Genomic DNA, 17293 nt, shown 5'->3' on the forward strand with positions numbered 1-17293 from the left:
GCTCCTACCACGAGATACTATATTGGCTCTATTGAGATATAGGCATGCTTCATACAAGTTTTCTTTTTGAAAGTTATTTATAAACTCCTCTTGCAATCTATACATTGAATCTAAAGTGCATTACATCACCATCTTGCACGATATACTCTTTCCCTTCAATACGCATAGCTCCCGCTTCCTTTGCCTTTGCCTCGCCGCCATATTTGATAAAATCATCATAGCTAATACACTCCGCACGGATAAAGCCTTTCTCAAAGTCTTTATGTATCACACCTGCCGCCTTTGGCGCACTATCGCCCCTTTTTATCGTCCAAGCACGCACTTCTTTGACGCCTGCAGTAAAGTAGCTAATCAGCCCTAGCCTACTAAAGCCCTCTCTAATAATCTGCTCCAATCCACTCTCTTCCGCCCCCAAAGATTGCAGAAATGCTCTCCTCTCGCTATCCTCCATACCTACCATTTCTTCTTCAATTTTTGCACATAGCTTAATGACTATACCACCTTGCTTTGTAGCGTATTCACGCACTTGCTGCACAAAAGTATTGTCTGCTTCTAAATTTGCTTCATCAACATTTACACCATAAATCACTTCTTTATTAGTCAAGAATCTTAGCTCTCTATTGAGCGTGATAAATGCCTCACTCTGGCGTTTAGCAAAGCTCCTTACAGGCATATTGGATTCTAAATGTGCTAAAAGCTCTAGGGCAAGGGTAAGCTGTGCGTTTTCACCCTTTTGTGCCTTGCTCTCCTTTTGAAGCTTTTCAATGCGTTTATTAAGCGTGGTTATATCAGCAAAAAGCAGTTCTAGCTCGATAATCTCAATATCATCAATAGGGTCTATCCTCCCCTCTATATGCGTGATATTAGCATCCTCAAAGCAACGCACAATATGCAAAATCATATCGCATTCTTTAATATTGGCTAAAAACTGATTGCCTAGCCCCTCACCCCTACTTGCACCCCGCACAAGCCCCGCAATATCGACAAACTCAATCACAGAATACTGCAATCTTTGGGGATTAACAATCTTGGCAAGTTCATTCAAGCGAACATCTGGCACACTCACAACCGCCTTGTTTGGCTCAATCGTGCAGAATGGATAATTAGCCGCTTCTGCATTTTGTGCCTTTGTGAGGGCATTAAAAGTCGTGGATTTTCCTACATTTGGCAATCCCACAATACCGATAGACAGCCCCATATCACGCCTTTGCAAGTGAGAGGATAAACTCTACTCCCGCTCTCACACCCGCGCCACTCGCGCCACTTGGGTTAATATCCCATTCTTTTTCCACATACGCAGGACCAGCGATGTCGATATGCAGCCATTTTTGCTTATATTCCTCACGGATAAACTCACTTAAAAATAATCCCGCGCTAATCGCCCCACCATAGCGTGAAGTAGAGACATTGCACACATCAGCAATCTTAGATTCTATAAGTTTCTTAATATGGCGGTTAAAGGGCAATTCAGCCATTAGCTCACCACTTTGTGCAGCATCTTTTGCAAACTGCGCCTTTAGCTTGTCATTATGTCCCATAATGCCACTTGTATATTCTCCCAATGCGACTACGCACGCCCCTGTAAGTGTTGCAAAATCCACCAAAACATCAGGTTTCAAATCCTGTGCGTAGCTTAAGCAATCGGCTAATACCAATCGCCCCTCCGCATCTGTATTCCTCACTTCGATAGTCTTACCCTCCCTGCTATAAAGCACATCATCGGGTTTATAGGCATTGCCACCTATCATATTTTCTGCCGCGCCCACAATACTATGCACTTCAATGGGTGCTTGAATCTGCGCTATAGCTTGAATAATTCCCATCACAGCACAGCCTCCGCTCTTATCTGCTTTCATCGTTACCATATAATCCGCCGGTTTAAGCGACAAACCTCCGCAATCATAAGTCAAACCCTTGCCTACAAGCACGATACGACTTTTTGCATTTTTAGGCTTATAACTTAGGTGTATCAGATGCGGAGGATTGCACGAAGCAGCATTCACTGCTAAAAATGCACCCATTTTCTCCTTTTGTAAATCTTTCTCATCTAGAATCTTGCATTCAATCTGCTCTATGTCTTTAGCCATTTGCTTGGCGTATTTTGCAAGATATGTAGGCGTGGCAACTTGAGGAATAGTATTAACCAACTCACGCACATCATTAACACTCTGCGCGACAATCTGCACCTTTTGTAGAATCTGCATATCTTTAACCTCACTCTTTATATCAAGAAGATTAAACTCTTTAAGCATAGAAGGGTGCTTTTTACTCTTATAGCTCACACATTCATATTCTCCACATAATGCCCCCATAAACAGCGCATACGCCTTAGCACTATCTATTTTTCCTTGCAAACTCACATTTACGCGCTCATAGGGCAATGCCTTAAAATAACGCACAATAGCTGCCCCTGCCTCTCTAATACAATCGACATCAAAAGATTCTAAACATATTAAAAGCGTGTGAGATTCTTGGATAAAAAACTTACCCTCTCCCTCAAAGCCATATACCTTACTTACCTTTGCGTAGGAAGATTTTGCAAAAGCACTTTTAGACATAAGCACGGCTTGTGCGCTTAGCTTTGTTCCTTTAGCTTGTATTTTTACAATATTTATTTTCATTAACCACTCCTTAAAAAACGATATTACTCTGCTATTTTGTCCTTTGCTTCAAGTCCTTGCTGAATCTTTGCAATTTTTTTATCTACCTTTTTTGTCTGCGATTGAAAATACCACCATACCCCTCCGACAATGCAGATTGCGAGAGGAACAAACAAATAAGGGCGTTCCTTAAACCAATCAAGCACAATAAAAATCTGTTCACCAAAAATATAAGTAAGCACAATAGTAATGGCCGCCCACACCCACGCAGAAAAGAGATTAATCATAGCAAATTTTAATGCGCTATATCGCGTTGTGCCAATACTCATAGGAATAATAGTCCGCATACCATACATATAGCGTTGGATAAAAATAATAGTCCAACCATACTTCCTTAAAAGCAAATGTGCAAGGGCAAACTTACGCTTTTGTGATATAAATTCCTCTTGTATAGTCTTGCGATTTAAACGCCCAATGTAAAAATAAATTTGATCCCCTACAAATCCACCAATTCCGGCAATAAAAATGGCTAACAATAGATTCATCTTACCATCGTGTGCAGCAAGTCCGGCAAAAATAAGCCCAAGCTCACCCTCCAAAATACCCCAAAAAAACAAAATTACATAGCCCCAGTCCTCTACATACTGCTCCCACAAATGCGTGATAAACCCCTCAAGTGAAAAATTTGATCGCTGATACAGTATAAAAAAGCCTATGCACAATACAAGCACTAACCCCCACATAAAAACACGTTTAGGATTATGCTTGATGTATGATGCAATACGTTGTGTTAAGCCCATCATTTGCCCTCATATTCAACAATGCTAAAAACTTTTGTATAGGGTGTAAGCCTTTTCTCCCCCTCTAAACCCTTAAGGTTTATTACAAAAGCCGCTTCCACACATTGCGCTCCCATAGATTCTATAAGTTTCACACTTGCTTCTGCCGTGCCGCCTGTGGCGATCAAATCATCTACAAGCACCACTCTTGCACCCTTTTTATCCCTGAAGGCATCAATGTGCATTTCTACTTCATCAAAGCCATATTCAAGGCTGTACTTCTCACTTACCGTTGTGTGTGGAAGTTTGCCTTTCTTACGTATAGGGACAAACCCGACCCCCATAGCAAAGCTAAGAGCCGCACCAAAGATAAAGCCTCTCGCCTCAATCCCGGCGATAAAGTCAATTCTTTCACTCTCATAACGTTTTTTAAAAATATCAATCACTTCAGTAAAGATTTCCGCATCACCTATAAGCGTAGTTATATCACGAAAGACAATGCCCGGCTTAGGATAGTCATAGATCGCGCGTATAGAATCTGTAATCTTCTGCTTATTCATTCTATCTCCTTATGTAGCACTAGAGTAATGCCTCAATTTTCTGCTCTAAATCTTTAATACGTGCTTTGTATTTATCCGTCTCAATTCTATATTGGGAGTTACGTGATTTTAACACTTTTACTTCATTTTTGAGCGCATTCATTTCTTGGGTGAGAATATCGATATTCCCTAATGCCCTTTGTAGCTGCAATTGATGCTTACGAATTAAGATTTCTGCCTCATTAAGGGTAAGCTTCATCGAAGCGGAATTGCGTTCCTCTTTTTGTGCCACAGAGTGATAAAAAAAAGTCCGCACAAGCATATATAGCACAAATAAAATAAATCCTGTGAGAAAAAACCACTGTGCAATAAATCCCATTGTCCTCTCCTTCAGCCTTTTATAGAATCTAGCTTAAATCCCCTAGTTTTTGCACACGCCCAAGATGTCGCCCACCCTCAAACTCATATTCAATAAAGGCTTGAAGTATAGATTTCACCTCGCCTACTCCACTGATACGCTCACCCATACATAGCACATTAGCATCATTATGAGTGCGCGCCATTTTTGCCATATACGCATCAGTGCAAAGTGCTGCGCGAATATGTTTAAAACGATTAGCAGCAATGCTCATTCCAATTCCGCTACCACAGATTAAGATTCCTTTAGAATCTGCCTCTGTTTTCATCGCTTCACACACTTTTTTAGCATAATCAGGGTAATCCACCCTCTCATTTGTTTGCGGGGCTAAATCAACCACTCTAAAGCCCTTAGCTTCTAAAAATGCAATCACAAATGCTTTAAGTGTGAATCCTGCGTGGTCAGTGCCTATAAAATAAGTAGTTCTTTGAGCGTGATTCATATTTTACCTTTTAATGCTTTGGCTTTGACTCTTTCATTCTTTCTTCAAGTCCCCCTGTGGTTTTAAAAATTCTATCCCAGCGAATCGTATAGCGCTTACTCTTATCCTCATCTGCTCCAATCTCTTGGCTATTTGCCTTATTGATACTAAAATATATAAACCACGGTTGCCCTATGATATTTTTATATGGCACACTGCCCCAAAAACGTGAATCAAAGCTATTGTTGCGATTATCCCCTATCATAAAAAACTCATCATCTGCAATTTTTTTATAGAATATATCGCCATCAAGCTTGAGCATACTGCTTATAGTCTCCCCATTTTTCATACTCGTATAGGCAATATTTGTATCCTCAATAAAAGATTCTAAAGGCTCATTACTATATGTTCTACTCCATAATTCGCAATTCTCTTCTCCATCGCCGATATTAAAGCCCTCACCACCTTCAACACACACACGCTGATACAGCCTCCCCTCTTCATCAACTAAGTAGCGCTCTCTACTTTTGGGATACTTATAAAATACACTTTTGTAAGCAATGCCCGGGTGTGCTGCCATATAAGGATCTTTCACAAAGAGTTTGCCCAATCTCTCTACGATAATATGGCTTGAATAATGCTCCCTCACATACTCATCACCCTCAAATGGGTGTAAATACAACCCATCTTTATCAAAAATCACCTCATCGCCGCCCACTGCAAAAGTGCGTTTGACATAATATGTCTTTTCTATATGGGGAGGGATAAAGACCACTACATCACCTCTTTGAGGACGCTCCCCCTCAAGCAAATGCCCATTTCCCCTAAAATCAGGTAATACATTAACCTCAAGCCAAGGAATGCGAGGTGTGGGAATCCCGTAGCTAAACTTCTTAACAAATAAAAAATCCCCCTCTAAAAGTGTCCCCACCATAGAACGTGTGGGAATCACAAATGCCTGCATAATAAAAAATATCAAAACAAGCACAATAATAATCGTGCCAGTCCAACTAGAAGTAAATGCCCACAATCCGCTAAGAAACTTTTTCATTATCTATTTCCTTTGTTCTAATCTATAAAGTGCTGCCTTGTAAGTGTTTTGCAATAATGTAGCAATCGTCATAGGACCTACTCCACCGGGCACAGGCGTAATGAATCCTGCCTTTAAAGACACCGCTTCAAAATCCACATCGCCCACAAGTGCGCCAGATTCTAAACGATTGATACCAATATCCACCACCACTACGCCTTCTTTTATCATATCTGCCGTGATTAAGCCTACTTTTCCCACTCCTACACACACAATATCCGCATTTTTTGTATATGCGCTCACATCTTTTGTTAAAATATGACAACAGCTCACACTTGCCCCCGCATTAAGCATTAAGGCACTAAGTGGTTTGCCTACAATATTACTCATACCTACAATCGCTACATCTTTGCCCTTTAGCTCGATATTATAAGCCTTGAGTAGATTCATTACCCCAAGCGGAGTAGCAGGGGCAAAAGTATCTAGATTCGCCACTAATCGTCCTATATTGAAAGGGTGAAAGCCATCAACATCTTTTTGTGGATCGATGGCTTCAAGCACTTTTGCCGTTTCAATATGCGCAGGAAGCGGCAGCTGCACGAGTATGCCATCAATATTAGGATTATTATTAAGCATTTTAATTGTCGATAAAAGCTCATTTTCTGTAATAGTAGAGGGCATTTCGTGTGTTACAGAGTAGATTCCTACGCGTTTGCACGCTTTGGCTTTCATTTGCACATAAGCACAACTTGCAGGATTATTTCCCACTAAAATCACCGCCAATCCCGGCGTTACCCCCTGATGTGCAAGAGCGCTAATGTCTTTAGTCAAGCTATTTTCAATCTCTACACTCAAAGATTTACCATCTAGCAATGTCATTTTAAAGCCCTTTGTGATTATCGTTTTGCTATTATAATATAAGATATTAAAACAAAAGAGGATTTATGAAGAAAAAACTTATACTCTCCATACTAACAAGCACATTATTTGCCGCCCAAGATGAACATACAATCCGCAATGAATATGGCAAAAACCTTTATGAGAATCCTCGTGGCATTGCGTGCAATAAATGTCACGGGAACAAAGGCGAAGGCAGCGTTATCGCACGCTACAAACATAAAGGTGTAGAAAAGTCTCTTATAGCCCCTCGTATTAATAATATCGATTATAGCACTTTTAGTAAAGCCTTACATAAACAAAAAGGCGTAATGCCTAGCTATTACCTCACAGATGAAGAAATTACAGCAATTTATATGTATATTTACCAGCCATAGCCACCTCCATTGCATTCAAGGAGTACATACAAATAAGGTTATTACTCACTTTTTCTAAGAAAAAGTGAGATATGGAGTAATAAATGCACCCAAGAAATGCCCACCACAACATAAATAAAATATACATCGTAGCAAAGATAGCACCTAATAAAAAACTGATGACCTTTAATATAATGACTACCAAACCACAATGGTGAGCAACCTGTGTCATAAGGCGTAATGATGTCCATAAAGCCTATAGGTAAATCAAAGTAAGCAATGTTTGTGCGACATTAATATCAAGAATAGCTTGAATAAACGCTACAAAATAGGCATTGCAATAGCAGGTGATACATTAATCAGACTTACCATCAAGCAAATGCGCAAACCAATCTAAGAAACCAACATTTTTAAGCCCTGCTGCTATAACTACAAGTATGCCAAACTAAAATGTCCTCCAAGCTGCCTTATTGCTATAGCCTAATTCTAGAGTTGATTTGCCAAGTTTTGACACGATATAAAGATATACGTTTGCCCAAGCCTGTTTTTACAAAGCCAAGCCCTATCGTAAAAGCTGTAAATATAAGCCATACAGCCACATTAAAAAAACCCGCTCAAAACCCAATTTATCGCATCAGCACTTTTAATAACCACATCATCTAAACCCAAATCTTACAGCAATAACACCTATAAATGCCAGTGTGCTAGACTCTAAAATGAATGCCAAAAAAGCACTAAAATATCGACAAGTAAAGCCAAGCATTAGCACTGCAGCCTTCTGGGGCTACCATTCCCCAAAATCGCTGTAAAATAAAAACGACTATCCCTAAAATCAAAGGAGTGCTAAGTTTAATACAAACGTTTTTGTCTATTTTATCCACAAATCACCTTGCCATAATTGTTTGCTCAATTATCAGCCTATAAATTAAGCACACAATCTAAAAGGCAAGAACGTATTTTCTATCATTGCCAAAACAAACATACATCATTTTACCATAATGTCAGCTCTGCATTTGTCTTTTTATATAGATTCTTTTTCTTGCCCTCTATATCGTATTCCACGGCAAAGCCATATTTTATATCTGTCGTGCCTGATTTTTTAAGACGGATATGCTCATAAGTAGTAGAAGGGATTTTAAGGCTGGTTACCGCTGCACTTACATTAGGCGGAATCCTCTTAGAGACTTCTAGCTCACTTATCAAATCACCATTAATGTATAAAGCCACGTATTGGATATTTACGACCTTCTCGCTCTCATTTTTAATCGTAATATTTACATTACCATTACCTAGATTAAATGAAGAAGCATCAAGTGTAATATCTGCATTTTTGATACTTACTGCGGGTAGGGAATGAGAGGCAAGAATATAACGTGCAGGGGTATCCCCCTTAAAATTCTCCGAATACATATTTGCACCTTTTGATAAAAGTAGCTTTATCATCTCAGTATTTTTCTTTATCACCGCATAATGCAAAGGTGTATTGCCCAAATGCTCATCAGCGACATTGACTTTTGCACCTTTATCAATCAAAGCCTTAGCAAATTTATAATTATTAAGTGCCACAACTTTAAGCAATGCCGTCTCTCCGTGAGATACAGCATTTACATCAGCCCCCCGCTCAATAAGCAAATACAAAATCTCTAGATTCCCCTTACGTGCAGCATCATAAAGTGGAGTGCTACCACGCAAACGCGCCTCAATATCTGCCCCCAAATTGATTCCCTTACGCACATCTGTATAATTATTGCTAAAAAGCAGGTAGTTATATCTATCATTTGCCCCATAGCAGGATATTACCACACCTAAACACAAAATGATTTTCAAAGTACAATGCTTCATCTCTTATCCTTTCAAGGTGAAATATTTTTCTGCAAGAGTCTTGATTTTTACATACACACTATCAAATTCCATACCAAAAGTACGTGTCTGCGCAATGCTTGTTATAAAATTTGTATCACCTATATAGCGTGGGACAAAATGTATATGCAAATGCTCGGGTATCCCTGCTCCACCGGCTTTTTTAATATTGAGCCCCATATTTACACCCTGTGCGCCATATGCATAGAGAATCTGCATTGCTTGATGTGAAAGGCGATGCAAGTGTAGCCATACCTCTAAGGGCAGCTTTTCGGGGGAATCACAATGAATGAGAGGCAAAAGCATAAAATGCCCAGGTGTATAAGGATAAAGATTCATAACGCCAAATACCAACTCATCACGATAAATAATATGATTCTTTTCATCATCTTGTGGATTCTTGGCAATATTGCAAAACACACATTCCTCTGATCCGGCAGTGAAATACTTGCTTCGCCACGGCGCATAGATTCTATCCATTACCACTCCTTAAGCCCTTAAATATAGCTTGGTGCGTCATTGCTAAATAGCACCAAATCATTTGGCAAAGAGCAGGATTTCAGCATATCTTCTAGCATAACCTTATCTTTGAGAATAATTTTTTGCGTCTTATAAATATTTGAGGAAATAATCTTACTATTAAGTTCACCTGTAATAATAGCAATATCAAATACCCCATCAATAGCCCGTGCTAATTCGACATTTGCCTCTTTTTTGCTTTCTACAACGCCCGGGGTTACAATAATCTTTCGTCCCTCATAAAGAGAAGCTAGACGAATAGCTTCTTTCATACCCTTCAAATTTCCATTAAAACTATCATCAATGATAATTTTTTGGTTTGCCTCTATCTTATTTAAACGATGTGGGACAGGATCTAATCTTTTTATAGCCTTCTGTATCTCCTCCACTCTAAGCCCTAGTTCAATACCCATATAAATAGCCGCACTAAGATTAATAATATTAAACTGCCCTAGAACTATTGCTTCAAAATAATGCCATTCTCCTTTAATGTATAGCTCAAAGCTTATGCCCTCTAAATCTGCTTTGATATTACGTATATTCTCCGGAAAGGGTATAATTTTTTTATGTAAGTTTGCATCAAGTTGGTTGGGCATAGGATTATCTTTAAAGATAAAGGCTTTTTTTAATCGCTTACTTTGCAAAAGTTCAAATTTCGTTTCCACGATATTGTCAAGATTCTTAAAATACTCTAAATGCTGCTCTCCTATTTCACCAATTACTGCATAATGAGGATTCAAAAATTCACTAATAATGGCAATATCTCCTCTCAACCGCGCACCAGCCTCGGCAATATAAATCTCTGTCGTATAATCAAGGTTACTATTAATATCTGCAATAATGCCTGTATGTGTATTTACACTACGTGGTGTAGCATAGACACGATATTTTTCTTTTAATATTTGTGCAAGAAAATTTTTAATACTTGTTTTGCCATAACTTCCCGTTATGCAAATCACCACCAAAGAAGACATAACATCGAGTTTTTCTTCAGCCAAAGCAATGTAACGATTAAGTAACACACTCTCATATATACGCGAAACAATCACCGCAAATACCAAAGACATTAAATCAAGCAATGCACTTGCTATACCCAACACATAGCACAAGACTTCATTAAAAAACATAAAAATAAAAAAGATACCTACAAACCTTATAACACGTAAGGTAAATTTCAATCTTTTATCTAATTTTATTGCCCACATCACAATCATTAGGGCATATACTATACTTAAAGCAATAAGCATATAATTCCCCACAGGACTTGGTACAAAAAATATCCCTACATAGAGAATCAGGGGTACTATGCAGTAATAAATATGCCACATAAATTTATGATGCATAAATATCACTCGCTTAAGGCTATAGTTATACCATTGTAGATTCGTTAAGCCATAATAAGCAAAAAAAACCACAAAGACCCACTGAGCTATCACATCAACAATAAACATATTCTCCATATTGTTTCCTATTTTACAATCTCAAAACCATTCAAAATCTCATCTATCTCTAAAGTAGTAGATTCTATCCTTTCAACGACACTTTTAATCGTCCCCACTTTCAAAAGCTCTTCCAATTTTTGCAATATATCTTCATCACCTTGTGCTACCACCTGCACACTTCCATCGGCAAGATTACGCACATAGCCGCTTAAACACTCTTTTTCTTCATTCATAATATCCACTTTTGCTTTTACAAATCGGCGGAATCCGACACCTTGCACACGACCAAAAATCAAAAATTGTTTGCATATTTTCATATATTGCTCCCATATAGCTTCTCAATCCCCTCACCCTGCCTTAAAAAGAAGTAATGATCGCCCTCTAGCACAAAAAAACGACTATCCTGTATGAGGGCTGCTATCCTTTCTCCGCAAAAAAGTGGGGTGGCTCTATCATCTCTACCCCAAAATATACTCGCTTTTCCTTTATAATGTCTAAATATTCCTGAAAAATCTTCATCAACTACATTTTTAAACGTTTGATACATACCCTCATTCATTGCAATAACATCTTTTGAACGAAACATTTTGCCCAAATGTGAAAACCCACATTGCCCCATTATTTTAGCGAATGCAATTTTGCAGCGCACTTTGATAGACTTAGGCACTTTGATACCCGCACTTGAGAGCAAAATCACTTCTTTTGGCTCACACAGCAGTGCGACCTTACCACCAAAACTATGCCCTACCATCAGCACCTCTTGCGCACTCACTCCACATACATCGCGCAAGAATATCTGCACGATTTGCGCATAATCGCTTGTAAACAGTGGCTTATCATTAGGGCTATTGCCAAAGCCGGGCATATCGATATAAATATGCTCATATTGGTGAAAACACTTGCTAAAGGCGATTTTCATCACATCTTTATTACTCCCCCAGCCGTGCAAAAAGAGTATTATAGGCTTTGTGGCTATTTGTTTGGAATCTGTGTGATTTACCCTCTCATAGCTTATATCAAAGCATTCTCCTTGATATTCTATGCGTCTTTGTGCCATTTTGCCCTATTTTCCCTTTGCGTGATGAATCTGCTCTATATATTTATAGCTTACCTTGATAGAATGTTTTTTTGGCAAATTTAAGGCTAATTCTGCTAATACCGCCCCAAAATCCGCAAACAGATAGTTTGCCATCGAGCCAGGCACGGGATTAATCTCGTTGAGATACACCTCATCATCAATCACAAAAAAATCACATCGTATCAGCGCTCCTTCAAAGGCATTTTCATAAAGTTTTGCAAAGCTTTCTTTAAGTTTTTCCTCTAAATCTTGACTAATATCCGCTTTCAACACCTGTGACGTGCGGGAAAAATCTAAATATTTATGCTCAAAATCAAGTAATTCTTTTTTGCTAGGCTCTTCGATGATAGAATACCTATACACACTCTCCGCGCCTTTTTTGACCTTACAGCCTGCGAGATTATATTCTTTAATGCCACTTTGAAAATGCTCTGCTACAATGCTATCATCGTACTCAAAGGCTAAGTCCATTGCATACTCTAGCTCTTTAGGCTCATTTACCACACTTACACCGATAGAACTTCCCAATCGTGCGGGTTTAAGAATCAGCGGATATTGCAAATGAGAAATATGCGAATTTGCTCTTGTTAGAATCTCATAATCAAGGCTCTTTACACCTCTTTGATGAGCAAAAATCTTTGTCAAAGCCTTATTAAAGCTCATCACGCTAGATTCTATCCTTGGACCAATGAAAGGCAAATGATAGAAATCAAGCATTGCGCTTATACTACCATCTTCCCCATCAGCCCCGTGTATGAGATTAATCACAATATGAGAAGTTAAGGGGCTAAAGCCAAAAAGTGATTTTTTGCAAAATGCCCCATTGCGTAAAAAAATTTCCGTGCATTTTTGATAATCCCCCGAGCTAAAGTATTTTGACTTCATATTCTCTGCGGAGATAAGATAAAAGCGATGTTTGCTATCAAGGAATATAAAATGCTCTATGTCCGCTCCTAGCACCTTTTTTAAGGCAATCGCACTCACTATGCTAATTTCGTGTTCAAAGCTCACACCACCAAATAGCACATCATATTTCATTTTTGCTCCTTTTTTGATAATTTGCTATCGCGTGCTAATTCTTTAGCAAGAAACTTGCCTGTGTAGCTACCACTCTTACTATGATTCTTGCTCACTTCTGCCACAGATCCACAATCTACGATTTTCCCTCCACCAGAGCCACCCTCAGGTCCAATATCGATAATATAATCAGCATTTTTAATCATATCTAAATTATGCTCAATCACAATCACAGAATTACCCAAATCCACTAAATGATGAAGCACCTTTGTGAGCCTATCCACATCGGCAAAATGCAGCCCTGTGGTAGGCTCATCAAGCACATAGAGTGTCTTGCCCGTATCCTTGCGGCTAAGCTCTTTAGCGAGTTTAATCCTCTGCGCCTCTCCTCCACTGAGTGTAATGGCATTCTGCCCTAGTGTGATATAACCCAATCCCACATCTTGCAATGTCTGTAGTCTTTGGGCTATCTTTGGCACTTTAGTAAAAAATGCGAGTGCATCATCTACGCTCATAGCCAGCACATCGGCAATATTCTTATCTTTATACTTAATTTCAAGCGTTTGTGGATTATACTTCGCACCCTTACACGCATCGCATTTGACCATTATGTCAGGTAAAAAGTGCATTTCAATCTTTATCTCACCCTCACCCTGACATTTCTCACATCGCCCACCTTTGACATTAAAGCTAAATCGCCCTACCCCATAGCCGCGCAGCTTAGATTCTTTAACCTCCGTAAAAAGTGCGCGTATATCGTCCATCACACCTGTGTAAGTCGCGGGATTACTGCGAGGTGTGCGCCCGATAGGACTTTGGTCTAAATATATCACTTTATCCAAATGCTCTAATCCTAGAATCTCCACTCCATCACACTTTTGCACCTTTTTAGCATTATTAAGTAGCTCCTGTGCTACAGGCAGAAGCGTTTGCAAAATCAATGAGCTCTTGCCCGAGCCGCTCACACCTGTTACACACACAAATTGAGAGAGCGGAATGGAGACATTAAGATTCTTAATATTATGAATATTGACATTATTAATATGTAGCCATTGTGAAACCTTGCGCTTATGTGGATAGGAGATGATTTTTGTACCCTTTACATATTGTGCAGTAAGCGTGTTTGAATCTAGCAGTGCCTTTACATCACCGCTAAATACCACTTCCCCACCGCGTAATCCCGCCTCCGGTCCAATATCCACGATATAATCTGCATTTAAAATTGTCTCCTTATCGTGCTCGACTACAATCACGCTATTACCCTTTTCCTGCAGACTTCGCAAAGTCTTAATAAGACGCAGGGTATCGCGCTCGTGTAACCCAATGCTTGGCTCATCAAGCACATACATCACACCTGTAAGCCCACTGCCGATTTGACTAGCGATACGAATACGTTGAGACTCCCCACCACTAATACTCCGGGCATCCCGCCCTAAAGTGAGATAGCCAAGCCCCACATCATAGAGAAAAAATAGCCTTTGATGTATTTCATTTAAAATCGGCTCGGCGATGAAATGCTCCTGCTCATTCAAATAAACAAAATTCTCCCGCTTATCAAAAAACTCAAACACCTTCTGTATGGGCATATCAATCAACTCACCAATGCCTAATCCCCCTACTTTCACGCTTAAAGATTCTAACTTCAAGCGATGTCCCTTGCAGGTAGGGCATATCTTTTCAGTCGTGTAATCACCCAAATCCTTATCGTCCTTAAACATATCATAGGCAATTTGCAAAATCCCTCTCCAAGGACGCTTAAGCTTACTTGAGCGCCAATGAAGCTCCACTTCCTCCGTGCAGCCATATAAAAGTGCATTTTGCTGTGAGCTATTTAATTCATCAAAACTCTTTCCCGGGTCAATTTTCGCACTTTTGCAAAAGGCATAAAAAAGTTCAGCATAATAGTTACGATTGAATCCAAAAATGATTTTAATCCCGCCTTTATTGAGTGGCTGGGATTTATCAAGAATTTTTTTCAAATCAATAGCATATTTTGCCCCAAGCCCTAAACAATCTCCACACGCGCCCTTAGGAGAATTAAAAGAGAATTCAAGCGGTTCTAGCTCCTCAAAGCTCACTTTGCATTTAAAACACGCAAAATGCTCCGAATAATGCAAAAGCTTTTTTTTATCATTATGTATCAGCTCTATTTCAATTTCCCCATAAGATTCTTTCAATGCTTTTTCCACGCCTTGCGCAATACGTGTGTGATTATCTAAAGTATTGCTTACCCTATCAATTACCACTTTAATGCTATGCTTTTTATTTTTAGCAAGTTCAATCTCCTCATCAAGACGCACCATCACACCATCAATCATTGCGCGGACATAGCCTTTTTGACGCAAAGATTCTATCTTATCACCAAAACTACCCCTTTTTTCTTTCACAATCGGGGCAAGGATAACCATTTTCGCATCGCTTGGGAGTTTGAGAATCTGCTCAATAATATCCGTAGCACTCATTTGGGAGATTCTCTCTCCACAAATATGACAATGCTGAATCCCCACACGCGCATAAAGCAAACGAAAATAATCATAAATTTCGGTAATCGTGCCAACAGTGGAACGTGGATTCTTGCTTGTTGTCTTTTGATCAATGGCAATGGCAGGTGTTAGCCCCTCTATCTTATCAACATCAGGCTTACCCACTTTGTCTAAAAACTGCCGCGCATAGCTTGAGAGCGATTCTATATATCGCCGCTGCCCCTCAGCATAGAGGGTATCAAAGGCTAGAGTTGATTTACCCGAGCCAGACAATCCTGTGAAAACGATAAGCTGATTTTTAGGGATACTAAGGCTAATATTTTTGAGGTTATTCTCGCGTGCACCGCTAATATGAATATGATTATAATCTTTCAATATATATCCTTCTAGGGAAAAGCTAGAGGCGTATTATATCGTGCTTAATATGTTTTTGTGCTAACATTGAAATAATAGATTGCATAAATTGCTCCGCACTCTCTCCATAGAGGCTTTCCCTTACTTCAAGTAAAATCGCTAGAGCGCAACTTTTACTATATTCTTTGGGTGTAGGCACAAGCTGCAAAGTAAAATCAAAATCAAAAAGCAGGGGAGAGCTTAAGACGTTTTGTGCGCTAAAGGCACTTGAAGCATTTTCAAATAGAATATATACTTTGAGCGATTGCATAGTATCTCCCTTGTTTGAGTAACAGAATCTATCTCAAGAGAATTAACCCTACAAATGGCAAAATAAACTATCCAGCAAACACTCTTAAAGGGAGAATGCTTATGTGGAATAAAAGAATTAAATAAATCCACGCTTTGTGTATCTTGGTGATGGTTAATGCAGTCTAACTCTTAGAAGCAAGTTACAATCATACCTTTCAACAACAAGTCTTAGTAAGATTTTGCTTTTCATTAGGATTTACAAGTTTATGGGGTATATTTTACATTTGATAAAAAGCAAGAAATTTTATGCTGCGATGTTTTCTTTGTTGAAAAAGGGTTAAAAATGAAATCATAGCATAAAGCAATAAAACAAGCCTGCGATGCAAAGGAAAAGGATGGAAGACATAAGCTTATGGACGCTTGGTGCGTTAATTTTAGCGGCATTTATAGCGGGATTTATTGATTCTATAGCAGGTGGTGGCGGTATGATTACCATTCCTGCTTTACTCCTTGCGGGAATCCCGCCGCTTGAGGCACTTGGGACAAATAAATTTCAAAGCTGTTTTGGGAGCTTTGGCGCGACTTTCCATTTCTACAAAAGAGGACATATCCACCTTAAAAAGCATATTCCCTTTGTGCTTGTCGTATTTTGTGCTTCAATGTTAGGAAGTGTGAGTGTGCAGATGTTTGAGGCGGATTTTTTGCGTAAATGTATTCCCTTTTTGCTTATCATCTTTGCATTTTACTTTCTTGTCTCCCCAAAAGTTACAGAGGATTCTCAACACGTGCTCATAGGGGCTGTGCCTCTGGGCTTGGTGCTAGGTGCTATTGGATTTTATGATGGTTTCTTTGGTCCAGGGACTGGCTCGTTTTTGATGTTTGCGCTCATTATGCTTGGTGGTTTTGGGCTATTGCAGGCACTTGCTCACGCAAAATTGCTTAACTTTGCTACCAACCTTGCTTCAGTGGTTATATTTGCTTGTAGCGGGAAGATTTTTTGGATTGTGGGGCTGTGTATGGCATTGGGGCAGTTTGCAGGGGCAAATCTAGGCTCACATATCGCTATTGGCTATGGAGCGCGTATCATCAAGCCACTTGTAGTTATCGTCTCTTTATGTGCGAGTATTAATCTACTTTATAGGGAATATTTCTAATTCACTTTGGTTTTATACTCTTTTTATACAATCCCTAAGTCTATATGACAAATCT

Annotated in this window: 19 protein-coding genes; 2 read left to right on the forward strand and 17 right to left on the reverse strand. The window is 39.3% G+C overall.

Annotated elements, in window-relative coordinates; translation table 11 throughout:
- Positions 1-97: 97 nt before the first annotated feature.
- Genes ychF through folD form a run of 8 tightly spaced genes read right to left on the reverse strand, consistent with a single transcriptional unit; the run spans position 98 to position 6666 of the window.
- A complete protein-coding gene (gene ychF, locus QZ289_RS09095) occupies positions 98-1198 on the reverse strand; it encodes a redox-regulated ATPase YchF (RefSeq protein WP_295701816.1) in 1101 nt (366 codons plus the stop codon).
- Position 1199: 1 nt separating this feature from the next.
- The gene (locus QZ289_RS09100) at positions 1200-2621 is read right to left on the reverse strand and encodes a leucyl aminopeptidase (protein WP_295701818.1); all 1422 of its coding nucleotides are present in this window, start codon (positions 2619-2621) and stop codon (positions 1200-1202) included.
- Between the two features lie 23 nt (positions 2622-2644).
- Positions 2645-3400 (reverse strand): DedA family protein, encoded by a 756-nt coding sequence (locus tag QZ289_RS09105; RefSeq protein WP_295701820.1) that lies wholly within the window; start codon positions 3398-3400, stop codon positions 2645-2647.
- Positions 3400-3939, reverse strand: a complete 540-nt coding sequence (locus QZ289_RS09110; protein ID WP_295701822.1) for an adenine phosphoribosyltransferase — start codon at positions 3937-3939, stop codon at positions 3400-3402. The genes QZ289_RS09105 and QZ289_RS09110 overlap by 1 nt, the downstream gene beginning before the upstream one ends.
- Positions 3940-3958: 19 nt before the next feature.
- The gene (locus QZ289_RS09115) at positions 3959-4297 is read right to left on the reverse strand and encodes a hypothetical protein (protein WP_295701824.1); all 339 of its coding nucleotides are present in this window, start codon (positions 4295-4297) and stop codon (positions 3959-3961) included.
- 28 nt (positions 4298-4325) lie between these two features.
- The gene (gene rpiB / locus QZ289_RS09120; RefSeq protein ID WP_295701826.1) at positions 4326-4778 is read right to left on the reverse strand and encodes a ribose 5-phosphate isomerase B; all 453 of its coding nucleotides are present in this window, start codon (positions 4776-4778) and stop codon (positions 4326-4328) included.
- 10 nt (positions 4779-4788) lie between these two features.
- A complete protein-coding gene (lepB, locus tag QZ289_RS09125) occupies positions 4789-5808 on the reverse strand; it encodes a signal peptidase I (protein ID WP_295701828.1) in 1020 nt (339 codons plus the stop codon).
- A gap of 3 nt (positions 5809-5811) precedes the next feature.
- Positions 5812-6666, reverse strand: coding sequence for a bifunctional methylenetetrahydrofolate dehydrogenase/methenyltetrahydrofolate cyclohydrolase FolD (folD, locus tag QZ289_RS09130; protein WP_295701830.1), 855 nt, complete (start codon positions 6664-6666; stop codon positions 5812-5814).
- A gap of 65 nt (positions 6667-6731) precedes the next feature.
- Here folD and QZ289_RS09135 point away from each other — a divergent pair, with 65 nt between their 5' ends.
- On the forward strand, positions 6732-7061 hold the full coding sequence (locus QZ289_RS09135) for a cytochrome c (RefSeq protein WP_295701832.1): 330 nt from the start codon (positions 6732-6734) through the stop codon (positions 7059-7061).
- A 452-nt stretch (positions 7062-7513) separates the two neighbouring features.
- On the opposite strand, the gene QZ289_RS10465 is transcribed toward QZ289_RS09135, so the two are convergent.
- From QZ289_RS10465 to QZ289_RS09175, 9 genes are all read right to left on the reverse strand, one after another.
- Positions 7514-7639, reverse strand: coding sequence for an anion permease (locus QZ289_RS10465; protein ID WP_300448854.1), 126 nt, complete (start codon positions 7637-7639; stop codon positions 7514-7516).
- 391 nt (positions 7640-8030) lie between these two features.
- Positions 8031-8882 carry an ankyrin repeat domain-containing protein gene (locus QZ289_RS09140; RefSeq protein WP_295701834.1) on the reverse strand — a complete coding sequence of 284 codons (852 nt, stop codon included), beginning with the start codon at positions 8880-8882 and terminating at the stop codon, positions 8031-8033.
- A 3-nt stretch (positions 8883-8885) separates the two neighbouring features.
- A complete protein-coding gene (locus tag QZ289_RS09145) occupies positions 8886-9380 on the reverse strand; it encodes an HIT domain-containing protein (RefSeq protein WP_295701836.1) in 495 nt (164 codons plus the stop codon).
- Between the two features lie 17 nt (positions 9381-9397).
- Positions 9398-10879 carry a UDP-N-acetylmuramoyl-tripeptide--D-alanyl-D-alanine ligase gene (locus QZ289_RS09150; protein ID WP_295701837.1) on the reverse strand — a complete coding sequence of 494 codons (1482 nt, stop codon included), beginning with the start codon at positions 10877-10879 and terminating at the stop codon, positions 9398-9400.
- A gap of 8 nt (positions 10880-10887) precedes the next feature.
- Positions 10888-11178 carry an acylphosphatase gene (locus QZ289_RS09155; RefSeq protein WP_295701839.1) on the reverse strand — a complete coding sequence of 97 codons (291 nt, stop codon included), beginning with the start codon at positions 11176-11178 and terminating at the stop codon, positions 10888-10890.
- Positions 11175-11918: an alpha/beta hydrolase gene (locus QZ289_RS09160; protein WP_295701841.1), complete on the reverse strand. Its 744-nt coding sequence runs from the start codon at positions 11916-11918 to the stop codon at positions 11175-11177. The genes QZ289_RS09155 and QZ289_RS09160 overlap by 4 nt, the downstream gene beginning before the upstream one ends.
- A gap of 6 nt (positions 11919-11924) precedes the next feature.
- Positions 11925-12977 (reverse strand): D-alanine--D-alanine ligase, encoded by a 1053-nt coding sequence (locus QZ289_RS09165; protein ID WP_295701843.1) that lies wholly within the window; start codon positions 12975-12977, stop codon positions 11925-11927.
- Complete coding sequence (uvrA, locus tag QZ289_RS09170) at positions 12974-15814, reverse strand: excinuclease ABC subunit UvrA (RefSeq protein ID WP_295701845.1); 2841 nt, start codon at positions 15812-15814, stop codon at positions 12974-12976. The genes QZ289_RS09165 and uvrA overlap by 4 nt, the downstream gene beginning before the upstream one ends.
- Before the next feature lie 22 nt (positions 15815-15836).
- Entirely contained in the window at positions 15837-16103 is a 267-nt protein-coding gene (locus tag QZ289_RS09175; protein ID WP_295701847.1) for a putative Se/S carrier-like protein, read from the reverse strand.
- Positions 16104-16479: 376 nt separating this feature from the next.
- Here QZ289_RS09175 and QZ289_RS09180 point away from each other — a divergent pair, with 376 nt between their 5' ends.
- Positions 16480-17238, forward strand: a complete 759-nt coding sequence (locus QZ289_RS09180) for a TSUP family transporter (RefSeq protein ID WP_295701849.1) — start codon at positions 16480-16482, stop codon at positions 17236-17238.
- Positions 17239-17293: the final 55 nt, after the last annotated feature.

Source organism: uncultured Helicobacter sp. (assembly GCF_910577135.1).
Taxonomy (GTDB): Bacteria; Campylobacterota; Campylobacteria; order Campylobacterales; family Helicobacteraceae; genus Helicobacter_C; species Helicobacter_C mastomyrinus.